The organism is Arthrobacter arnarulunnguaqae (assembly GCF_051262515.1).
GTDB lineage: Bacteria > Actinomycetota > Actinomycetes > Actinomycetales > Micrococcaceae > Arthrobacter_N.
The window spans coordinates 122,848-139,914 of record NZ_JBIMER010000005.1 but is presented as its reverse complement, the minus strand read 5'-3'; the positions used below and the strand labels follow the sequence as shown (position 1 = coordinate 139,914).

The window sequence follows — 17,067 nt, the reverse complement described above, 5'->3', positions numbered from 1 at the left end:
ACTGGGCATGCGCACCCCCGGCGCCGCATCCCGTCGCCGCAAGCGTGCGCGCTTCATGGTGGAGCTGCCGCTGCTGGTGTGGATGGTGCTCGTCTGGGGCGCGCTCTGGCGGGACTTCGCCATCGGCAACCTGGTGTTCGGGTTCCTGATCTCCCTCGGCGTCGTGTCCGCGTTCCGGCTACCGCCGGTGGAGCTCAGCGGCCGGTTCAACGTGTGGCGCGCAGCGCTCTTCGCCGCGCGGTTCGTGTGGGACATCGCCGTCGCGAGTTTCCAGGTCCTCGGCACCGCGCTGGTCAAGGGCCCCAAGGTGCGCAGCGCCGTCGTCGGGGTGGGCCTGCGCAGCCGCGAGGACCTGATGATCACCACGGTCTCCCACGTCCTCACCCTGATACCGGGATCGTTCACCGTGGAGGTGGACCGTCCCAACGCGACCCTGTATCTCCACGTCCTGGACGTGAACACCCGGGAGGAGGCGGAGGACTTCCGCCGCAAGGTGCGCGCCACCGAGGCCCGGCTGATTCGCGTGATGGGGACGCGCGAGGAACTTGCCTCGCTCGAGGCGGAGAACGGCGCCGAGGCCGGCGCGAAGCGCGGGAGGACAGCATGATCATGGACATCGCCGTATGGGCCTCGGGACTGCTGATCGCGGCCGCCGCGGCCCTGGCCCTCGTCCGCATAGCCCGCGGCCCCTCCATCCTGGAGAGGGTCATCGGCCTGGATGTGCTCCTGACCATCGTCGTCGCCGCCCTGTGCATCGACATGGCCGCGAACCACCACATCGACCACCTGCCGTTTGTCCTGGCGGCCAGCGTGATCGGCTTCATCGGCTCGGTGACGATCTCGCGCTACGTGACGGACCGGAGGAACTCCTAATGGACAATTCGCTGTGGGGGACCGCCGTGGACGTGGTGTCCGCCGTCTTCCTGGTCGTCGGCGCGCTGATGTCGTTCGCCGCCGGAATCGGCATGCTCCGCTTTCCCGACCTGCTGTCCAGGATGCACGCAGCCACGAAGCCGCAGGTGCTGGGGCTGTTGCTGATGCTCACGGCCGTGGGCCTGCAGATGGGCTCGTGGTCCGTGGCCCCCGCGCTGTTCCTGGCGTGGATGCTCCAGCTGCTGACGGCACCAGTCAGCGCACACATGGTCGGTCGATCCGGATACCGGACTAGGCACCTGAAGAAGGAAACGCTGGTGCTGGACGACCTCGACGAGGTGGTGGCCCGGGCCGCCGACGGCAACGCCGGCGGCCGCGAGACCCCGCCGGGCAGCCCCTAGACGCCTTCTAGACCTCGTCGAGGGTGCGGTTGAACCGCGCGATGGCGCGTTGCGTCCCGCGGTTGGTCGCCACCTGGATCACGGCCGCGACCACGGAGGACATCACGGCGAAGCCCAGTGCCTGGCGCAGCGTCGCCTCCGCCTGCGTCTTGGGGTTCGTCGGCTTGGGCGGCTCGTTGCCGGTGACTTTCGTCCAGACCGCGTCCACGACCTTGGCGCCGGCCAGCCCCGCGACCAGCGAAATGATGGTGCCGCCCACCTTCAGCAGAATGTTCACGTGCAGTGCTCCCGTCGTTCGGCGTGATTACCTGCCCAGCATAACGCGGGGCTAGACTGGGGACACTGAACAACTACGACAGGGGAGCGTCACGATCGGTGCCCAACGGCCCGGTCAACTGATGCTGAGAGTGCGCTTCGACGCAGACCCTCGAACCTGCTCCGGCTAGTACCGGCGAAGGGAGTCGAGATCTCAGGGTGAGCGCGCCGTCGACTCTTCCTCCCCTCCTTGCCCTCAAGGAGGAAAAACCATGACCACCCTGCAGAACCCCCGCAACGCGCGCGCCTCGTGGCGCGTCGTCGACATCGTCGTCGCGGCCGTGATCGCCGTCGCCTCCGGCGTCATCTTCTTCGGCTGGAACACCATCCACCACGCGCTGGACTTCCTCTTCGTCGCCTTCCCGCCGTCCTCGGCGCTCGTGGCCGGATTCTGGCTCTTCCCGGCCGTGCTGGGCGCGCTGATCATCCGCAAGCCGGGCGCGGCCCTGTTCTGCGAGACCGTCGCCGCCGTCGTGTCCGCGTTCCTCGGCTCCGAATACGGCTGGACCGTGCTGGTGTCCGGGCTTGTCCAGGGCCTCGGCGCCGAACTCGTGTTCGCCGCGTTCCTCTACCGGCGCTGGGGCCTGGTGACCGCGCTCCTCGCCGGCGCCGCGGCGGGCCTCTTCGGCGGAATCAACGACGCGTTCGTCTTCAACTGGTTCCCCGAATACACCGCCGCCATGAAGCTCGTCTACGTGGGCTGCATGACCGTCTCCGGCATCGTCATCGCCGGGCTGTTGTCCTGGCTGGCCACCCGGGCACTCGCCCGCACCGGTGCGCTGTCCGCCCTCGCCTCCCGCAAGGCCGGACAGGAACCGGCCCGGGGCTAGCCGGTAGGTCCCCTCATGGCCACCCACATGCACGACGCCGGTGCCGCCGGCCACGGAGCGGAGCGGCGTGGCGAACACGGCGCCGCGCCGGGCACGCGGCCCGTCGCCGGGCACGCGCCCGCCTCGGTGAGCGCCCGAGGGTGGGGCTGGCGGCATGCCGACCGCACCCGAGACGCCCTGCGTGGCCTCGACCTGGACATCCGGCCGGGGGAGCGGATCCTGCTCGCCGGGCCGTCGGGCGCGGGCAAATCCACCCTGCTCCACGCCCTCGCCGGCGTGCTCCACGCGGACGAGGACACGGCATCCGCCGGGGAACTGCTGGTCGACGGTCGCCCGGCCCACGCGTCGACGGGCCGCGCAGGACTGATGCAGCAGGACCCGGAGACGCAGGTCGTCCAGGCGCGCGTCGGCGACGACGTGGCGTTCGGGGCCGAAAACCTCGCCGTGCCGCGCGATGAGATCTGGCCCCGGGTCGCCGAGGCGCTGGACGCCGTCGGGCTGCGGGTCGGGCTCGACCATCCGTCGTCCTCCCTCTCCGGCGGCCAGAAGCAGCGGCTGACGCTCGCCGGGATCCTGGCTATGCGGCCCGGTCTGGTGCTGCTCGACGAGCCCACGGCCAACCTGGATCCCGCGGGCGTCCGCGAGGTCCGCGACGCCGTGGTGGCGGCACTGGAACTCACCGGGGCGACGGCCGTCATCGTCGAGCACCGCCTGGATGCCTGGGCACCGCACGTGGACCGCGTGGTGGTCCTCGAGCCCGGGGGAGGCGTGGCGCACCAGGGCACTCCCGCCGAACTGTTCGCCCCCGGCCCCGTGCGCGAGGATCTCATCCGCGCCGGCGTGTGGGTTCCCGGCCACGTGCCGATCCTCCCGGTGCTCCCGGCGATGGCGGACGACGCCGGCGCGCGCCCGGCCGGGGAGATGCTGCTGCGCACCGAGCTGCTGTCCGTGGCCCGGACCGCGGGCGCCCCCGTGGCACTGGCCGGAGTGGACCTGCGACTGGGCGCCGCGGAGGCCCTTTGCATCACCGGAGCGAACGGCTCCGGCAAGTCCACACTCGCCCTGACGCTCGCGGGACTCCTTCCCGAACGCTCGGGACGCGTCGTCGCGACGCCGGCGCTCACCTCGCCCGGCGACCCGCCGGAGGGTTCGGCGAGGGCCAACTCCACCGTCCTCGCCGAGCGTCCCCACCGGTGGAAGGCAGCCGACTTGGTCAGCCGCATCGGCACCGTCTTCCAGGAGCCGGAACACCAGTTCGTGGCGGCCACGGTGCGCGAGGAGCTGGCGTTCGGTCCGCGGCAGGCGCGGGTGTCGGGGAGCCGGATTCCGCTGTTCGGCGACGATCAGATCGCCGAACGGGTCGATGGCTTGTTGGACCGCCTCGGGCTGCGGCACCTGGCCGACGCGAACCCCTTCACCCTGTCCGGCGGCGAAAAACGCCGGCTCTCGGTCGCCACCGTGCTCGCCGCGGGGCCGTCGGTGTTGATCGTGGACGAACCCACGTTCGGCCAGGACATGAACACGTGGACCGAACTCGCGCTGTTGCTGCGCGAGCATCTGGAGGCGGGAGCCTCGGTCGTCGCCGTGACCCACGACGAACACTTCGCCGCGGCACTCGGCGCACGCACGCTGGCCGTGGAGACCCTCGCCGCCGGTCCGCCCGCGGCGGAGGGGGGCGCCGACGTCGGACGGCCCGGCCTGCTGGAGCCCACTGCGTCCGGCCGGACCAGTCTCCTCGGCCGCTCCAATCCGCTGGCGAAGCTCGGCGCCGTCGCGCTGGCGACCATCCCGCTGGTGGCGACCCTGGATTTCGTGAGCGCCGGACTCGTGGTGTTGGTGACGCTGTGCCTGCTGCCGCTCGCCGGCATCACCATAGCGCGCTTCCTCGCCCGGGCCTGGCCGCTGCTGGTCGCCGGGCTGTTCGGCGCATGGGGCACCGCGCTGGTGGGCAACGACTCGGGCGCCGTGCTGTTGGACCTCGCAGTGTTCACGGTCACGGAGGGGTCGCTCGTCGCGGGTCTCGCGACGGGGCTGCGCGCGTTCGCCGTCGCGGTGCCGGCGGTCCTCGTCTTCTCCACGACGGACCCGACCGACCTGGCGAACGCCCTGGCGCAGAAGGCCCGGCTGCCGCACCGATTCGTCCTCGGGGCGCTGGCCGGCATGCGGCTGCTCGGACTCCTCGTCGAGGAGTGGACGACCCTGGGCATGGCACGCCGCGCGCGCGGCGTGGGATCGCGCGGGTCGCTGGGCCAGCGCATCCTGGCGAACCTGGGCCAGGCTTTCGGCCTCTTGGTTCAGGCCATCCGCCGCGCGTCGCGGCTGGCCGTCACGATGGAGGCCAAGGGCTTCGGCGGCGCCGAAAGGTCCTGGGCGCGCGAATCCGTGTTCGCACGGCGGGACCTCGGCGTCGTGGCCGGTGGTGCGCTCCTGGGCGCGGCGGCCGTCTGGGCGTCCGTGGCCTCCGGCCAATGGAACCTCGTCTGGACGTAGCCGCCCGGCGCGCGGGCGGCGCGGCTAGCGGATGGCGTTGACCATCGCTGTGAGTTCCGCGTGCAGTTCCGGGTCGCGGGAGAGTTCGACGCCGTCGAGCGAGTTCACCGGCGCGAGGAGCCGGACGCTGGAAACCAGCCAGACGGCGTCGGCCTGGATCAGGTGCTGCGGCTCCAGCGGACCGTAGCCGAGCTCCCAACCCGCCGACTCGGCCGCGGCGAAGATGGCCCCTTGCGTGGTGCCGGGCAGGATTCCCGTTTCCAGCATCGGGGTGATCAGGCGCTTGCGTCCGCCCTCGCGCACGGCCAGGAGCACCGTCGACGTCGGGCCCTCCAGCACGCGGCCGTCGCTCGAGACGAAGATGACGTCGTCTGCGCCCTGCTTGCGGGCATGCCGCAGGGCGGCCATGTTGACGGCGTAGGACAGCGTCTTGGCGCCCATCAGCAGCCAGGGGGCGCGGTCGGCGATCGTGGAGTCGTAGCCGCGGTCCAGGAGCACGACGGCGATGCCCTCCGAGCGCTGCCGGCGTCCCAGCGCAGGGGCCGGCGAAACGGCCACCCAGGCGGTTCCGTGGCCGGCGCCCTCGGGTCCGCGCGTCGCGACGAGCTTCACCACGGCCTCGTCGTCCGAGGTGTCCGGTCCGCCGGTGCCCGCTGCGCGTTCGGCCTCGTAGGCCTGAACCGCCGTCGCGATCGCGGCCCGCCAGGCGTCCTCGGCGGGCAACGGCAGATCGCAGCTCGCGGCCGAAACGACCATGCGGGACAGATGCGCGTCCAGCTTGCGCACCGCGCCGTCCGTGTACAGCGCGGACTCGAACACGCCGTCGCCCCGGGTGGCGCCCTGATCAAGTGCGGACAGCTGCGGAACGGACGCGTCGGCCACCCGGCCGGCCGGGTGGGAGGGGTCCACAAACACCAAGACAGTCATGGATAAACCCTACGCCCGGCGCACGCCGGATGCGGCTAGGCTTGAGGGCATTGTTCGGCGTGACTGGGAGGTTCCGTGTTCGACGCGCTCGCATTGTGGGAATCGCTTCCCGCATGGCTTCTCGTGACCGCCTGGGTCATCGATGCGGGCATCCGGTTGGTCATGATCGGCATCGTCCCCGGAAACCGCCGGCCGACCACGGCGATGGCCTGGCTTTTGACCATCTTCTTCATGCCGGTCGTCGGGCTGGTCCTGTTCCTCCTGTTGGGCAACTTCCGCCTGTCGGAGCGACGCATCCAGCGGCAGAAGGACGTCAACGACCGCGTCCTGGCGGCCACGCAGCACCTGGACATCGACGACAGCGAGTTCGACGCCCCCGACTGGGTCAGGTCCGCCGTCGAGCTGAACCGCAACCTCGGCGCCTTCCCGATGCAGGAGGGCAACGCGCTGGAGTTCATCACCGGCTACCGGGCGTCGCTGGAGGCGATGACCGCCGCGGTCAACGACGCCGAGCGCTACGTGCATGTCCAGTTCTACATCGTCGGCGACGACCCGGAGTTCGCGGGTCCGCTGCTGGACGCGCTGGACGCGGCGTCGGCCCGCGGCGTGAAGGTGCGCTTCCTCTTCGACCACCTGGGCACCGCCCGGATCAAGGGATTCCCGAAGCTCAAGAAGCGCCTGAACGACGCCGGCATCGAGTGGCGCGCCATGTTGCCCGTCTCGCTCCAGCGCAGGCGATGGCGCCGCCCCGACCTCCGAAACCACCGGAAGATCCTGGTCATCGACGGGGAGGTCGCGTTCACCGGCAGCCAGAACCTGATCGAGCCCGGATACAAGCGCGCGTCCGCGCACGCGGCCGGCCGCGAGTGGGTGGATCTGATGGCGCGCGTCCGCGGCCCCCTGGTGACCGGCCTGGACGTGGTGTTCGCCACCGACTGGTCGCAGGAGACCGACGAGAACCTGATGGAGGACCTCACCCGGGTCGTTCCCGAAGTGCCGCGCGGATCGATCACGGGCCAGATTGTCCCCAGCGGGCCCGGGTTCAAGCTGGAGAACAACCTGCGGCTCTTCACCACGCTGATCTACTCGGCGACCGAGAAGCTGACCATCACCAGCCCGTACTTCGTCCCGGACGATTCGCTGCTCTACGCCGTGACGACGGCGGCGCAACGCGGGGTCGACGTCGAGCTGTTCGTCTCCGAAACGGGGGACCAGATGCTGGTGCACCACGCCCAGCAGTCCTACTACAAGCAACTCCTGTCCGCCGGCGTGAAGATCTACCGCTACCCGGCGCCGATGGTCCTGCATTCGAAGTGCTTCACCGTCGACGACGAGGTCGCCGTCTTCGGTTCGTCGAACATGGACATGCGCTCGTTCTCCCTGAACCTGGAGGTCTCCGTGATGCTGATCGGCGCCGAGGCCGTCGCCGAAGTGACGCAGGTCCAGGACGTCTACCGCGCCGCGTCCAGGCTGCTCACGCTCGAGGAATGGGAAGCGCGTCCGCCGCTGGCCCGGTGGGCGGACAACGCGGCCCGGCTGACCGCCACGCTGCAGTAGCCGAAACCGCGGCCCCGAAGGGAATCCCCGCGGCACGCACCTACGGATCCGGGAACGTCGATCCCAAGGCGCTGAGGACCCCGTGGGCCTTGGCGACGACCTCGTCCCACTCCTCCGCCGGAACGGAATCGGCCGTGACGGCGCCGCCCACGCCCAGGGCCAGGCGCCACCCTCCGGAGGGCCCCGGGCACCGCTCCATGGTCAGCGTCCGGATGACCACCGAGAGGTCCGCGGCGCCCGTGTGGGAGAAGTAGCCGACCGCGCCGGAGTACACCCCGCGCGCCCGCCCGTCCTCCAACCGGTCCAGGATGGCCATCGTGGAGATCTTCGGGGCGCCCGTCATCGAACCCGGAGGGAAGGCCGCGGCCACGGCCTCGGCGCGGGAGGCGTCCGGGCGCAGACGGGCGTCGATCGTGGACACGAGCTGGTGGACGGTGGCGTAGGATTCCACCTCGCACAAGCGCGGCACCGAGAGCGTCGACGGGTCCGCGGACCGCACCAGGTCGTTGCGCAGCAGGTCGACGATCATCACGTTCTCGGCGCGGTCCTTGGGCGAGGTCGCGAGGTCCTCTTGCAGGCGCCGGTCCTCGACGGGGTCCGCGGAGCGTCGCCGGGTCCCCTTGATCGGCTCGGCCCGCATGAACCCGTCGGCGCCCACGCGCAGGAAGCGCTCCGGGGACGTTCCGGCGACGGCGGTGCGGCCGAACCGGACGTAGTTGGCGAACGGCGCCGGGTTGCGCAGGCGCAGGCGCCGATACACGTCCCAGGGGTCCCAACCGGCGCCCGGTGTCCGGGCGGACAACGACGTCGTCAGGCAGACCTCGTAGCTGTTTCCCTCGTGGATTTCGCGCTGGGCCGCCCGCACCTTGTCAAGGTAGGCGCCGCGGGTGTCGGCGACCACGAAAACGGGTGCCGCGGGGGCGGCCGGGGACACAGCGCCAAAGGACGGGGCCCCCGGAGATCCCAGAGCGTCGATGGCGGATGCAGCGGACCCCAGCCAGTCCTCGGCGTCGGGCGCGGCCAAGGCCAGCAGCCAGGCGGTGCCCGCCTCGTGGTCCAGGACCACGGCGCGCCCGGCGTGGATCAGCGCCGCGTCGGCGGGGCCGGAGGCTTCGTCGTGCCCTGCGGAGGCAGCGAGGTCCGAACCGCCGCACTCGCGCTTGAGCTCGTAGCCCAGCCATCCGAGCCAGCCGAGGCAGAACCCGGCCTCCAACCCGTCCGGCGCGCGAAGGCGGGGGGCGCCCCACGCCATGTCCAGCCACGCGAAAAAGGACCCGTCGACCCGCGCGCTCGCGCAGCCGTAGTCCAGCCGCGTGCTGCCGGACCGGTGCTCGGCCAGGGCGCCGGCCTCGCCGTCGGGCGCCGCCATGATGCTGAAGCGGTTGCGGCCGCCGGGGTCCGGGTCTCCGGTGTTGGAGGAATCCAGCAACACCGCGTGCGTCGCACCGCCGTAGAGCGCCGCGAAGACGTCCGGCGCGGTGGCGTTCTTCGAGAGGGGCAGGTCGCGGGAGAGCAGGGTGGGGGACGCGGCCTGCGCAATCTCGGGATGCAAGGCGGCCCGCAGCGCCGGGAGCGCCAACAGCGCGCGCAGCGTGTCGGTCGGCGCGCGGCCGTCGGCGGCGTTGCGCACCACGACGTCCGCCGCCTCCGGCACGGCGTCGCGGCCGAGCCACGCGTCCTCCTGCCGGGCCCAGCGTTCCCAGTGCGGCGCGTAGGTCTCGCCGTCCCGGCCCAGGGCGCGCCGCCGCCGCTCGGCGTCGGGCACCTCCACCCAGACGACGGCGTCCAGGCGTTCCCGGGCCGCGGCGGCCGCGGCTCCGACTCCCTCGACGACGACGACGGGGGCCGCCGCCGTCGTGCGGCGTTCGCCTCCGGCGTTGGCGGCCCAGTCCCACGCGGTCCAGCGGGCGTCCTCGCCCCAGTGCAGGGGCTCCAAGACGTCGCGCAGGTAGGCGTCGATGCCGGCGTCGAGTCCGTCCCACCCGGGGTAGATGTCCTCCAGGTGGAACAGCGACACGGGGCGGTGGCGGCGCAACGCGGTGGCCAGTTCCAGCCCCAGGGTGCTCTTGCCGGCGCCGGAGCGGCCGTCGACGGCGATGATGACCGGCGCGCTACGCCCCACGCGCCCCCGCCGTCTCCTTGCGGACGTGCTCCACGAGTCCGGGGAGGGCGGCGCGGATCATGTCGCGGCACACCTCGAAGTCGGCCGCATCCCCGAACCAGGGGTCGTAGATGCCCTGTTCGGCCGGCCCAACTCCGGAAAGAGCGGGGTCGAAGGACCGCAGCATGTGGATCTTCGCCTGGTCCGCGGGGGACTGCGCCAGGCGCCGCAGTTCCGTGAAGTGGTCGAGATCCAGGGCGAGGACCAGGTCCGTGGCCGCGAAGGACTCGCGGTCGAACTTCCGGGCGACGTGCGCGGCCGCATCGAGTCCGTCCGAGGCCAGCACGGTGCCGGCGCGTGGGTCCACCGGGTTTCCGGTTTCCCAGTCGCTGATGCCGGAGGAATCCACCTGCACGTCGGTGACCCCGGCGCCCTCCAGGGCCTGGCGGATCATGAATTCGGCCATGGGGGAGCGGCAGATGTTGCCCGTGCAGACGGCGGTGATCCGGTACATGTGTTCAGTCTAGGTTGGCGCCTAGTGCATCAGCAGCAACAGCACGGCGACGAAAATGAACAGGACGCCGAACACCAGATTCAGGATCCGTGCCCCGCGCGCGCCACGGGTGAAACGCCGGAAGGATTTGGCGGCGGCGGCGAAGAAGAACCACATGACCATGATGTCGACGGCCACCACCGTGCCGATGAAGACCAGGTACTGCGGCAACAGCGTCTGGTCGGGGCGGATGAACTGCGGAGTGAAGGCCAGGAAGAAGACGATGGCCTTCGGGTTCAGGAGGTTCACCCACACCCCCCGGCGGAACATCGACCAGGCGGGTTCGCCGCCGCGGACGTCCACCGCGGCGGTGTCGGCGTCGGGCTTGGCCAGGATGAGCCGCACGCCGAGGTAGACGAGGTAGGCCGCGCCCGCGTAGCGGATGGCGGCGAATGCCACCGGCGAGTTGGCCACCAGCAGTCCCACGCCCGCGGCGACGATGACCACGTGCACCAGCAGGGCCGCCTGCTGCCCGAGGACACCCCAGAAGGAGCGGCGGAAACCGGCGTTGAGCGAGTTGGTCATGGTGTTGATCGCCCCGGCGCCGGGCGTGAAGCTGATCAGCACGCACGCGCCCAGAAGGGACAGCCACAGGGAGAGGGTCACCAGAAGAGTGTAGGGCGGCTCACGCGCCCTCGAGGACCGCCCGTGCGGCGGCCCAGCCACCCAGGCCGCTGACCCCGCCGCCGCGCCGGGAACCGGCACCGCAAACCAGGATGTTCTCCCACGCGCTGGCCACGCCCCACCGGGCGGCGGGGGACGCGAGCGGTTCATCGTCCTCGGCGAACGGCCACGAGAGCGGCCCGTGGAAGATGTTGCCGCCGGGCATGTTGAGCGACTCCTCGAGATCGGCCGTGGTCCGCGTCTCGATGTGCGGGGCCCCATCGGGGCCGAGCGCGATGCAGTCCTCGATGGGTTCGGCCAAGACGGAGTTGAGGGACGCCAAGACGGCGGCCTGCATCGCTGCCCGGGTGGCCGCCAGATCCGTTCCGGCCATGAGCGAATGGGGCGTGTGTAGGGAGAACACCGTCAGGGTGTGGTGGCCGGAATCCCGGAGGTCCCGCCGGAGGATGGTGGGGTCCGCCAGCGAGTGGCAGTACGTCTCGAGGGGGAGCGGCTCGGGAATGCGGCCCGCGGCGGCCGTCGCCCGCGCCGCCTCCAGCTGCCCGTAGCCCTCGTTGACGTGGAACGTTCCGCCGAAGGCCGCCTCCGGCGACACGGCGGGATCCGGCAGGCGCGGCAGCCGGGTGAGCAGGAGGTTGACCTTCACCTGCGCGCCTGCCGGTGGCGGAACCCGCACCTCTCCCGCGGCGGCCGCGCCTCCGGGGCGGTCCGCGCCGCCGCCGCTCCGCGCGGGAACAACCAGCGCGTCGAGCACCGCCGGGGCCACGTTCGCCAGAACCGTCCGCGCCTCGATCTCGTGGGAGCCGTGGGCCGTGCGGTAGCGAACGGACCCGCGGGGGTCCACGGCCGTGGCCTCGGCACCGGTGAGGATCTCCGCGCCCGCCCGCCGCGCGGCATCGGCGAGGGCCTCGGAGAGGGCGCCCATGCCGCCGCGGGGCACGTCCCAAGCCCCGGTTCCGCGGCCGATCACGTGGTAGAGGAAGCAGCGGTTCTGTTCCAGCGAGGGCTCCAGCGCGCCGGCGAACGTTCCGATCAGGCCGTCGGTGAGCACGACGCCCCGCACGAGGTCCGAGCTGAGGGTCCGCTCGATCGCGGCGCCGAGGGGACGCTCGATGAAGTCGTCCCACGCGGCGGCGCCATCGGGCTGGGCGGACACCAGCGCACGCGCCTCGGAGCGGCGGGGGAGCGGGCCCATCACCGTGGGCCACAGGCCCGCGGCCAACGCCGCGGTGCGGCGCTGGAAGCCCTCGAGCCCCTGGGCGTCCTCCGCCGCGCCGACGGAGGCGAACGACGACGCCGTCGCACCGGCGTCGTGGTTGTCCACCAGCAGGCCGGACGAGGTCCCGGGAAGCGGCGTGTAGGAGGAGTAGCGGCGCGGCACCAACTCGAGTTCGATGCCGAGTTCGTCCAGGAGCTCCTGGGGAAAGAGGCTGACCAGGTAGGAGTAGCGCGAGATCCGCGCCCCCGGAAAGACCTCCTCGGAGACCGCGGCGCCGCCGACGTGGTCCGCGCGCTCCAGCACCCTGACCGATCGGCCCGCCCGCGCCAGCAGGGTCGCGGCGACCAGCCCGTTGTGTCCGCCGCCGACGACGACCACGTCGCGGGGGGCTTCCATCCGGACCATGCCCTAGTCCGTGAGATCTTTCGCCGCGGCCTCCATAGCCGTGGCGGCTTCGGCTAGGAAGCGTTCGATGGTCTGGACCTCCTCCGCGGCGTAGCCGACAAACGCCGCCCCGAGCCGATGCGCCATGGGCCCGAACATCAGGCGCCCATCCTCCGCAGCCTTCGGCGTGGACGTCACGCGGACGACGCGCCGGTCCGCATCCGTTCGCTCGCGCGCCACGTGGCCGGACCGCTCGAGCCGGTCCAGCATGGCCGTGGTCGCCGGCGAACTCAGGCTCAGATCGCGGCCGACCTGCGAGGCGGTCGGGGCCCCGCCCGCGAGTTCGTGACGCATCACCGCGGACAGCGCGTTGAGGTCGGTGCGGTGCATCCTGTTGAGCCCGGCGAGTCTGTCGATGAACCGGTCCGATGCCAGCGCGAACCGCTGAAGTCCCTGGACGAGTCTGTCGGCGTCGGTTTGTTCCATGCCGACATCCTAGTTCAGTGCTTGTGTTTCTCTATTGTGGAACTAGTCTGTAATGGAATTAGTTCACCCACGACTTACGACGAAGGAGCGGCATGGACCGGCAGGGCAGGGGCGCGTCGACAACGCGGTGGACATCGGTGGCCTTCGTGTTGGTTCTGGCTTGGTTGGGGATCGCCGGCGTGGGCGGACCCGTCTTCGGTAAACTTGGAGACGTTCAGACCAGCGGGCAGGCGTCGTTCCTGCCCGCATCCGCCGAGGCCACGCAGGCACTCGAATGGCAACTACGCTTCGTCGGCACGGACGCAATACCCGCGGTCGTGCTGTTCGAGGCTAGAGACGCCGAGGCGATCCAATCGATCGACGCGGCGGGGCTGGCGACCGACATCGGGAAGGGCGTCCCGGTTGCCGGGGATATCGCCGGCCCGTTCGTTTCGGAGGACGGGTTGGCGCTGGAACTGCTGGTGCCCCTCGATGCGGCGGCGGACGTAGAGGAATCGGTGCAAGGGCTCCGGACGCTGGTATCGGGCGTCGTGCCCGAGGGCGTCCAGGTGTACGTGACCGGCCCGGCAGGCTTCAGTGCGGACCTGGTGGAGGCATTCGGCGGCATCGACGGCATTCTTCTGGGTGTCGCGCTGATCGCGGTGTTGTTCATCCTGTTGCTGGTCTACAAGTCCGTCCTGCTGCCACTGACTGTGCTGTTCACATCCGTTGCCGCGCTGTGCGCCGCGGTGCTGGCCGTGTACGGCATGGCGAAATGGGGCTGGATCAAGCTGGACGGGCAAGGGCAGGGGATCCTGTCCATCCTGGTGATCGGCGCCGCGACCGACTACGCGTTGCTCTTGGTGGCTCGGCACCGGGAGGGGCTGGCCGAGGGGCAAGGCCGCGTCGGTGCCGTGACCACTGCGTGGCGGGCGTCGGCGGAGCCGATCCTGGCGTCCGCCGGAACGGTGACGGTTGGCTTGCTGTGTCTCATGTTCTCCGATCTGAACTCCAACAAGGCACTGGGGCCCATCGGTGCTGCCGGAATTGTTTTCTCCGTGATCGCTGCCCTGACGTTCCTCCCCGCCGCGTTGTTGTTGTTGGGCCGCACGGCGTATTGGCCGTTCGCGCCGCGAGCGCGGGGGAACATGGAAGGGCGCGCCGTCAGGAGGGCGGGACTGTGGGGCGGCATCGCTGCATTCGTCGGCAGGCACCCCCGACCCATATGGGCACTGACCGCGCTGGTGCTCGTCGTCGGCTGCCTCGGCATCACGCAACTGAAGGCCAATGGCGTGCCGCAGAGCGAACTGGTGCTGGGTGAGACCGAGTCGGCAGCCGGCCAGCAGGCGCTCGCGCGGCACTTCGACGCTGGCACAGGCAGCCCGGCCTTCGTGGTGACGGCCGCCGCTGGCATGGACGATGTACTGGCGGACATCGATACGGTCGACGGTGTCGCTTCCGCCTATGTGCAGGCCGAGGACGGCGGACCCGCGGGTGTCGGCGCCCCGGGTCCGGAGCGACCGCCAGTGGAGGTCAATGGCAGGGTCCTGATTTCCGTTACCCTCTCCGATGCGGCAGATTCTCCGGAGGCCGAGGCCACCGTGGTGCGGCTGCGCGAGGCGGCGCAAGCCGTCGACGCCCAGGCCCTTGTCGGCGGAACCACCGCCACGTCGCTCGACACCAACGCCACCGCCCAGGCGGACCTGGTGAAGATCATCCCGCTGATCCTTGGGGCCATCCTGCTGATCCTGATGTTCGTGCTGCGATCCGTCGTGGCGCCACTGTTGCTGATCGCCACCACGGTGCTCTCCTACGGAACTGCGCTGGGCGTCTCGGCGTTGGTTTTCAACGGGATATTCGGCTTCCCCGGGGCTGATCCGTCCGTGCCGCTGTTCGGATTCGTCTTCCTGGTTGCGTTGGGTGTGGACTACAACATCTTTTTGATGACGCGGGTTCGTGAGGAATCGCGCCGCCATGGGACGAGGGAAGGGGTCCTGCGTGGGCTTTCCGTCACCGGTGGGGTCATCACGTCCGCCGGGGTCGTGCTGGCGGCCACCTTCGCCGCCTTGGGCGTCATCCCCATCATGTTCCTGGTGCAGCTCGGCTTCATCGTCGCGTTCGGCGTGTTGCTGGACACCTTGGTGGTGCGGTCGCTGTTGGTGCCGGCACTGGCCTTGGACATCGGTAGAAACATCTGGTGGCCGGGACGGCTGCGTTTGGGAGCGAAATGACGTCGACCGCGACCCGTGCTGGTACAGTTGAACATTGTGGCACCGCCAAACCGGCCAAAGAGTCGGTCCAGCGGGACCATGCGTCGACAGATTTGATCCTTTTCCCGCCGCGGAGCGCACCCCATCGTGCGCCGCCGTCGCGGCGGAAGGCCGGACGCCTTCGGGGCGGTTCGGCGGAGCCTGTGAACACGGGCCCAGGCATTCCTCTTCTTCGGCGACAACGCGCGCCGAACCCGGTTGCGCGCAGCAACGACCGAAAGCAGCCATGAGCGCTTCCTTCACTTCCCTCGGCGTGCCCGCCGAATTGGCCAACGTCCTCGCAAGCCAGGGCATCGAGTCCGCTTTCCCGATCCAGGAGGCGACCCTCCCGTCGACGCTGGCCGGCAAGGACGTCCTCGGACGCGGCCAGACCGGATCCGGCAAGACCCTCGCGTTCTCGCTTCCGCTGGTCGCTCGGCTCGTTGCCAACCCGAAGCAGCGCCGTGCCCGCTTCCCCCGCGCCCTCATCATGGCGCCGACGCGAGAGCTCGCCACACAGATCAGCCGAGTGGTCATCCCGCTCGCCGAATCCGCGAAGCTCCGCACCGCAGTCGTGTTTGGCGGAGTCTCCCAGTCGCGCCAGGAAAAGGAACTCAACGCCGGCGTCGACATCCTCATCGCGTGCCCCGGCCGCCTCGAGGACCTGATGAACCAGCGCTGCGTCGACCTCTCGCAGGTCGAGGTCTCCGTCCTGGACGAGGCCGATCACATGGCCGACCTCGGCTTCCTGCCGGTGGTCAAGCGCATCCTGGACAAGACCCCGCGCGGCATCCAGCACATGCTCTTCTCCGCGACCCTGGACAACGGCGTCGACAAGCTGGTCCAGCGCTACCTCGACAAGCCCGTGACGCACTCGGTGGACGCCCCGCAGGCGGCCGTGAACACCATGGAGCACCACGTGTTCCTCGTCGACAACGACCTGAAGAAGGAGCTCGTCCGCGAGCTCGCCTCGGGCAGCGGACGCCGCATCATGTTCATGCGCACCAAGCACCACGCCAAGAAGATGGCCGTGTGGCTGTCCAAGTCGGGCGTGCCCGCGGTCGACCTCCACGGCAACCTGTCGCAGAACGCCCGCGACCGCAACCTCGCGGCCTTCTCCGGGGGAACGGCGCGCGTCCTCGTCGCCACGGACGTCGCCGCCCGCGGCGTGCACGTCGACGGCGTGGAGCTGGTCGTCCACGTCGACCCGCCGGCCGAGCACAAGGCGTACCTGCACCGTTCGGGCCGCACGGCCCGCGCGGGCAGCGACGGCACCGTCGTGACCATCGCGACGCCGGACCAGCAGGGCGACGTGCGTTCGCTCCTGAAGGCCGCCGGCCTCAAGGTTCCGTTCGAGTCGGTGACCCCGGATTCCGAGGCCGTCGCCGCCGTCGTCGGCAACCGTGCGGCCGAGGTCGCCTACGTGGCGCCGCAGGCACCCGTGCAGCAGCGCCGCACCCGTGGCGGGAACGACGCCGGCGCCGGCGCCTCGGGCGAGCGCTCGGGCCGCGGACGCGGCGGCCGTGCCCGCCAGGGTGCCGCCGAGGGCGCGGGTGGACGCTCCGACGTCCGTTCCGGCGGACGCTCCGAGGGGCGTGGGGACCGCGACGTCGCCCGCCGCCAGGGAGCGCCGAAGTCCGGCCCCGCGGGCAACCGCGGGGGACAGAAGTCGGCCGGGGCAACGGGCGGACGCCCGGCGGGCACCCGCCACACGACGGCCTCGCAGGGGGCCGCAACGCACCGTCCCGCCGGTGCGGGCCCGAGCCGCGGCCTGGGCAACACCATCGGGGACGCGCTGGGGCAGAACGGTGCGGCCGCCGCGACCGGCGCCGCACGTTCGGGCCGCTCGCGCGGCGGCCGCCGCGCCACCGCGCCGCAGTCCAACCAGAAGGACTAGCAGTCCCCGCGGAGGGGGCGACCCCTCCGCGGCTCCGGCAACGCAGGGTCCGATCCATCCGGCCGAAAGCCATCGCACGGCTCCCGAGGGAGTCCGCGACTAGCCGGAACGGACCCGCACGCGACGGCGGGCGACACCATGAAGATGGTGCCGCCCGCCGTTTTCGCGTGCGGAGGGTGCCT

General features: G+C 71.0%; 15 protein-coding genes and 1 riboswitch. Of the genes, 8 read left to right on the top strand and 7 right to left on the bottom strand.

Features of this window, described 5'->3' with window-relative positions:
- The first annotated feature begins 7 nt into the window (after nucleotides 1–7).
- The 3 genes from ACHAAJ_RS07100 to mnhG are packed head-to-tail and all read left to right on the top strand — an operon-like array spanning nucleotide 8 to nucleotide 1,274.
- Nucleotides 8–607 (top strand): Na+/H+ antiporter subunit E, encoded by a 600-nt coding sequence (locus tag ACHAAJ_RS07100; protein WP_435727351.1) that lies wholly within the window; start codon nucleotides 8–10, stop codon nucleotides 605–607.
- Entirely contained in the window at nucleotides 604–873 is a 270-nt protein-coding gene (locus tag ACHAAJ_RS07095) for an MrpF/PhaF family protein (protein WP_435727296.1), read from the top strand. The genes ACHAAJ_RS07100 and ACHAAJ_RS07095 overlap by 4 nt, the downstream gene beginning before the upstream one ends.
- The gene (gene mnhG, locus ACHAAJ_RS07090) at nucleotides 873–1,274 is read left to right on the top strand and encodes a monovalent cation/H(+) antiporter subunit G (protein WP_435727295.1); all 402 of its coding nucleotides are present in this window, start codon (nucleotides 873–875) and stop codon (nucleotides 1,272–1,274) included. The genes ACHAAJ_RS07095 and mnhG overlap by 1 nt, the downstream gene beginning before the upstream one ends.
- Before the next feature lie 7 nt (nucleotides 1,275–1,281).
- Here mnhG and ACHAAJ_RS07085 read toward each other — a convergent pair whose 3' ends face one another.
- Complete coding sequence (locus ACHAAJ_RS07085; protein ID WP_435727294.1) at nucleotides 1,282–1,551, bottom strand: DUF4235 domain-containing protein; 270 nt, start codon at nucleotides 1,549–1,551, stop codon at nucleotides 1,282–1,284.
- A gap of 70 nt (nucleotides 1,552–1,621) precedes the next feature.
- Nucleotides 1,622–1,751, top strand: a riboswitch (TPP riboswitch).
- Between the two features lie 50 nt (nucleotides 1,752–1,801).
- Here ACHAAJ_RS07085 and ACHAAJ_RS07080 point away from each other — a divergent pair.
- On the top strand, nucleotides 1,802–2,419 hold the full coding sequence (locus tag ACHAAJ_RS07080) for an ECF transporter S component (protein WP_435727293.1): 618 nt from the start codon (nucleotides 1,802–1,804) through the stop codon (nucleotides 2,417–2,419).
- A 15-nt stretch (nucleotides 2,420–2,434) separates the two neighbouring features.
- A complete protein-coding gene (locus ACHAAJ_RS07075) occupies nucleotides 2,435–4,909 on the top strand; it encodes an ATP-binding cassette domain-containing protein (protein WP_435727292.1) in 2,475 nt (824 codons plus the stop codon).
- A 24-nt stretch (nucleotides 4,910–4,933) separates the two neighbouring features.
- Here ACHAAJ_RS07075 and ACHAAJ_RS07070 read toward each other — a convergent pair whose 3' ends face one another.
- Entirely contained in the window at nucleotides 4,934–5,836 is a 903-nt protein-coding gene (locus ACHAAJ_RS07070) for an aminodeoxychorismate lyase (RefSeq protein ID WP_435727291.1), read from the bottom strand.
- Between the two features lie 75 nt (nucleotides 5,837–5,911).
- Between ACHAAJ_RS07070 and cls the strand changes: the two genes are divergently transcribed.
- Complete coding sequence (cls, locus tag ACHAAJ_RS07065; RefSeq protein ID WP_435727290.1) at nucleotides 5,912–7,393, top strand: cardiolipin synthase; 1,482 nt, start codon at nucleotides 5,912–5,914, stop codon at nucleotides 7,391–7,393.
- 40 nt (nucleotides 7,394–7,433) lie between these two features.
- On the opposite strand, the gene ACHAAJ_RS07060 is transcribed toward cls, so the two are convergent.
- The 5 genes from ACHAAJ_RS07060 to ACHAAJ_RS07040 are packed head-to-tail and all read right to left on the bottom strand — an operon-like array spanning nucleotide 7,434 to nucleotide 12,760.
- Nucleotides 7,434–9,515, bottom strand: coding sequence for a chorismate-binding protein (locus tag ACHAAJ_RS07060; protein WP_435727289.1), 2,082 nt, complete (start codon nucleotides 9,513–9,515; stop codon nucleotides 7,434–7,436).
- Entirely contained in the window at nucleotides 9,505–10,008 is a 504-nt protein-coding gene (locus ACHAAJ_RS07055) for a low molecular weight protein-tyrosine-phosphatase (protein ID WP_435727288.1), read from the bottom strand. Before ACHAAJ_RS07055 ends, ACHAAJ_RS07060 begins: the two co-directional genes overlap by 11 nt.
- A 21-nt stretch (nucleotides 10,009–10,029) precedes the next feature.
- Nucleotides 10,030–10,653, bottom strand: a complete 624-nt coding sequence (locus ACHAAJ_RS07050) for a LysE family transporter (protein ID WP_435727287.1) — start codon at nucleotides 10,651–10,653, stop codon at nucleotides 10,030–10,032.
- Nucleotides 10,654–10,672: 19 nt separating this feature from the next.
- A complete protein-coding gene (locus ACHAAJ_RS07045) occupies nucleotides 10,673–12,286 on the bottom strand; it encodes a phytoene desaturase family protein (protein ID WP_435727286.1) in 1,614 nt (537 codons plus the stop codon).
- Nucleotides 12,287–12,298: 12 nt separating this feature from the next.
- The gene (locus tag ACHAAJ_RS07040; RefSeq protein ID WP_435727285.1) at nucleotides 12,299–12,760 is read right to left on the bottom strand and encodes a MarR family winged helix-turn-helix transcriptional regulator; all 462 of its coding nucleotides are present in this window, start codon (nucleotides 12,758–12,760) and stop codon (nucleotides 12,299–12,301) included.
- A gap of 92 nt (nucleotides 12,761–12,852) precedes the next feature.
- On the opposite strand from ACHAAJ_RS07040, the gene ACHAAJ_RS07035 reads away from it, so the two are divergent.
- Together ACHAAJ_RS07035 and ACHAAJ_RS07030 are read left to right on the top strand one after the other, a co-directional pair.
- Nucleotides 12,853–14,970 (top strand): MMPL family transporter, encoded by a 2,118-nt coding sequence (locus ACHAAJ_RS07035; RefSeq protein WP_435727284.1) that lies wholly within the window; start codon nucleotides 12,853–12,855, stop codon nucleotides 14,968–14,970.
- A 265-nt stretch (nucleotides 14,971–15,235) separates the two neighbouring features.
- A complete protein-coding gene (locus tag ACHAAJ_RS07030) occupies nucleotides 15,236–16,885 on the top strand; it encodes a DEAD/DEAH box helicase (RefSeq protein WP_435727283.1) in 1,650 nt (549 codons plus the stop codon).
- Nucleotides 16,886–17,067 lie beyond the last annotated feature (182 nt).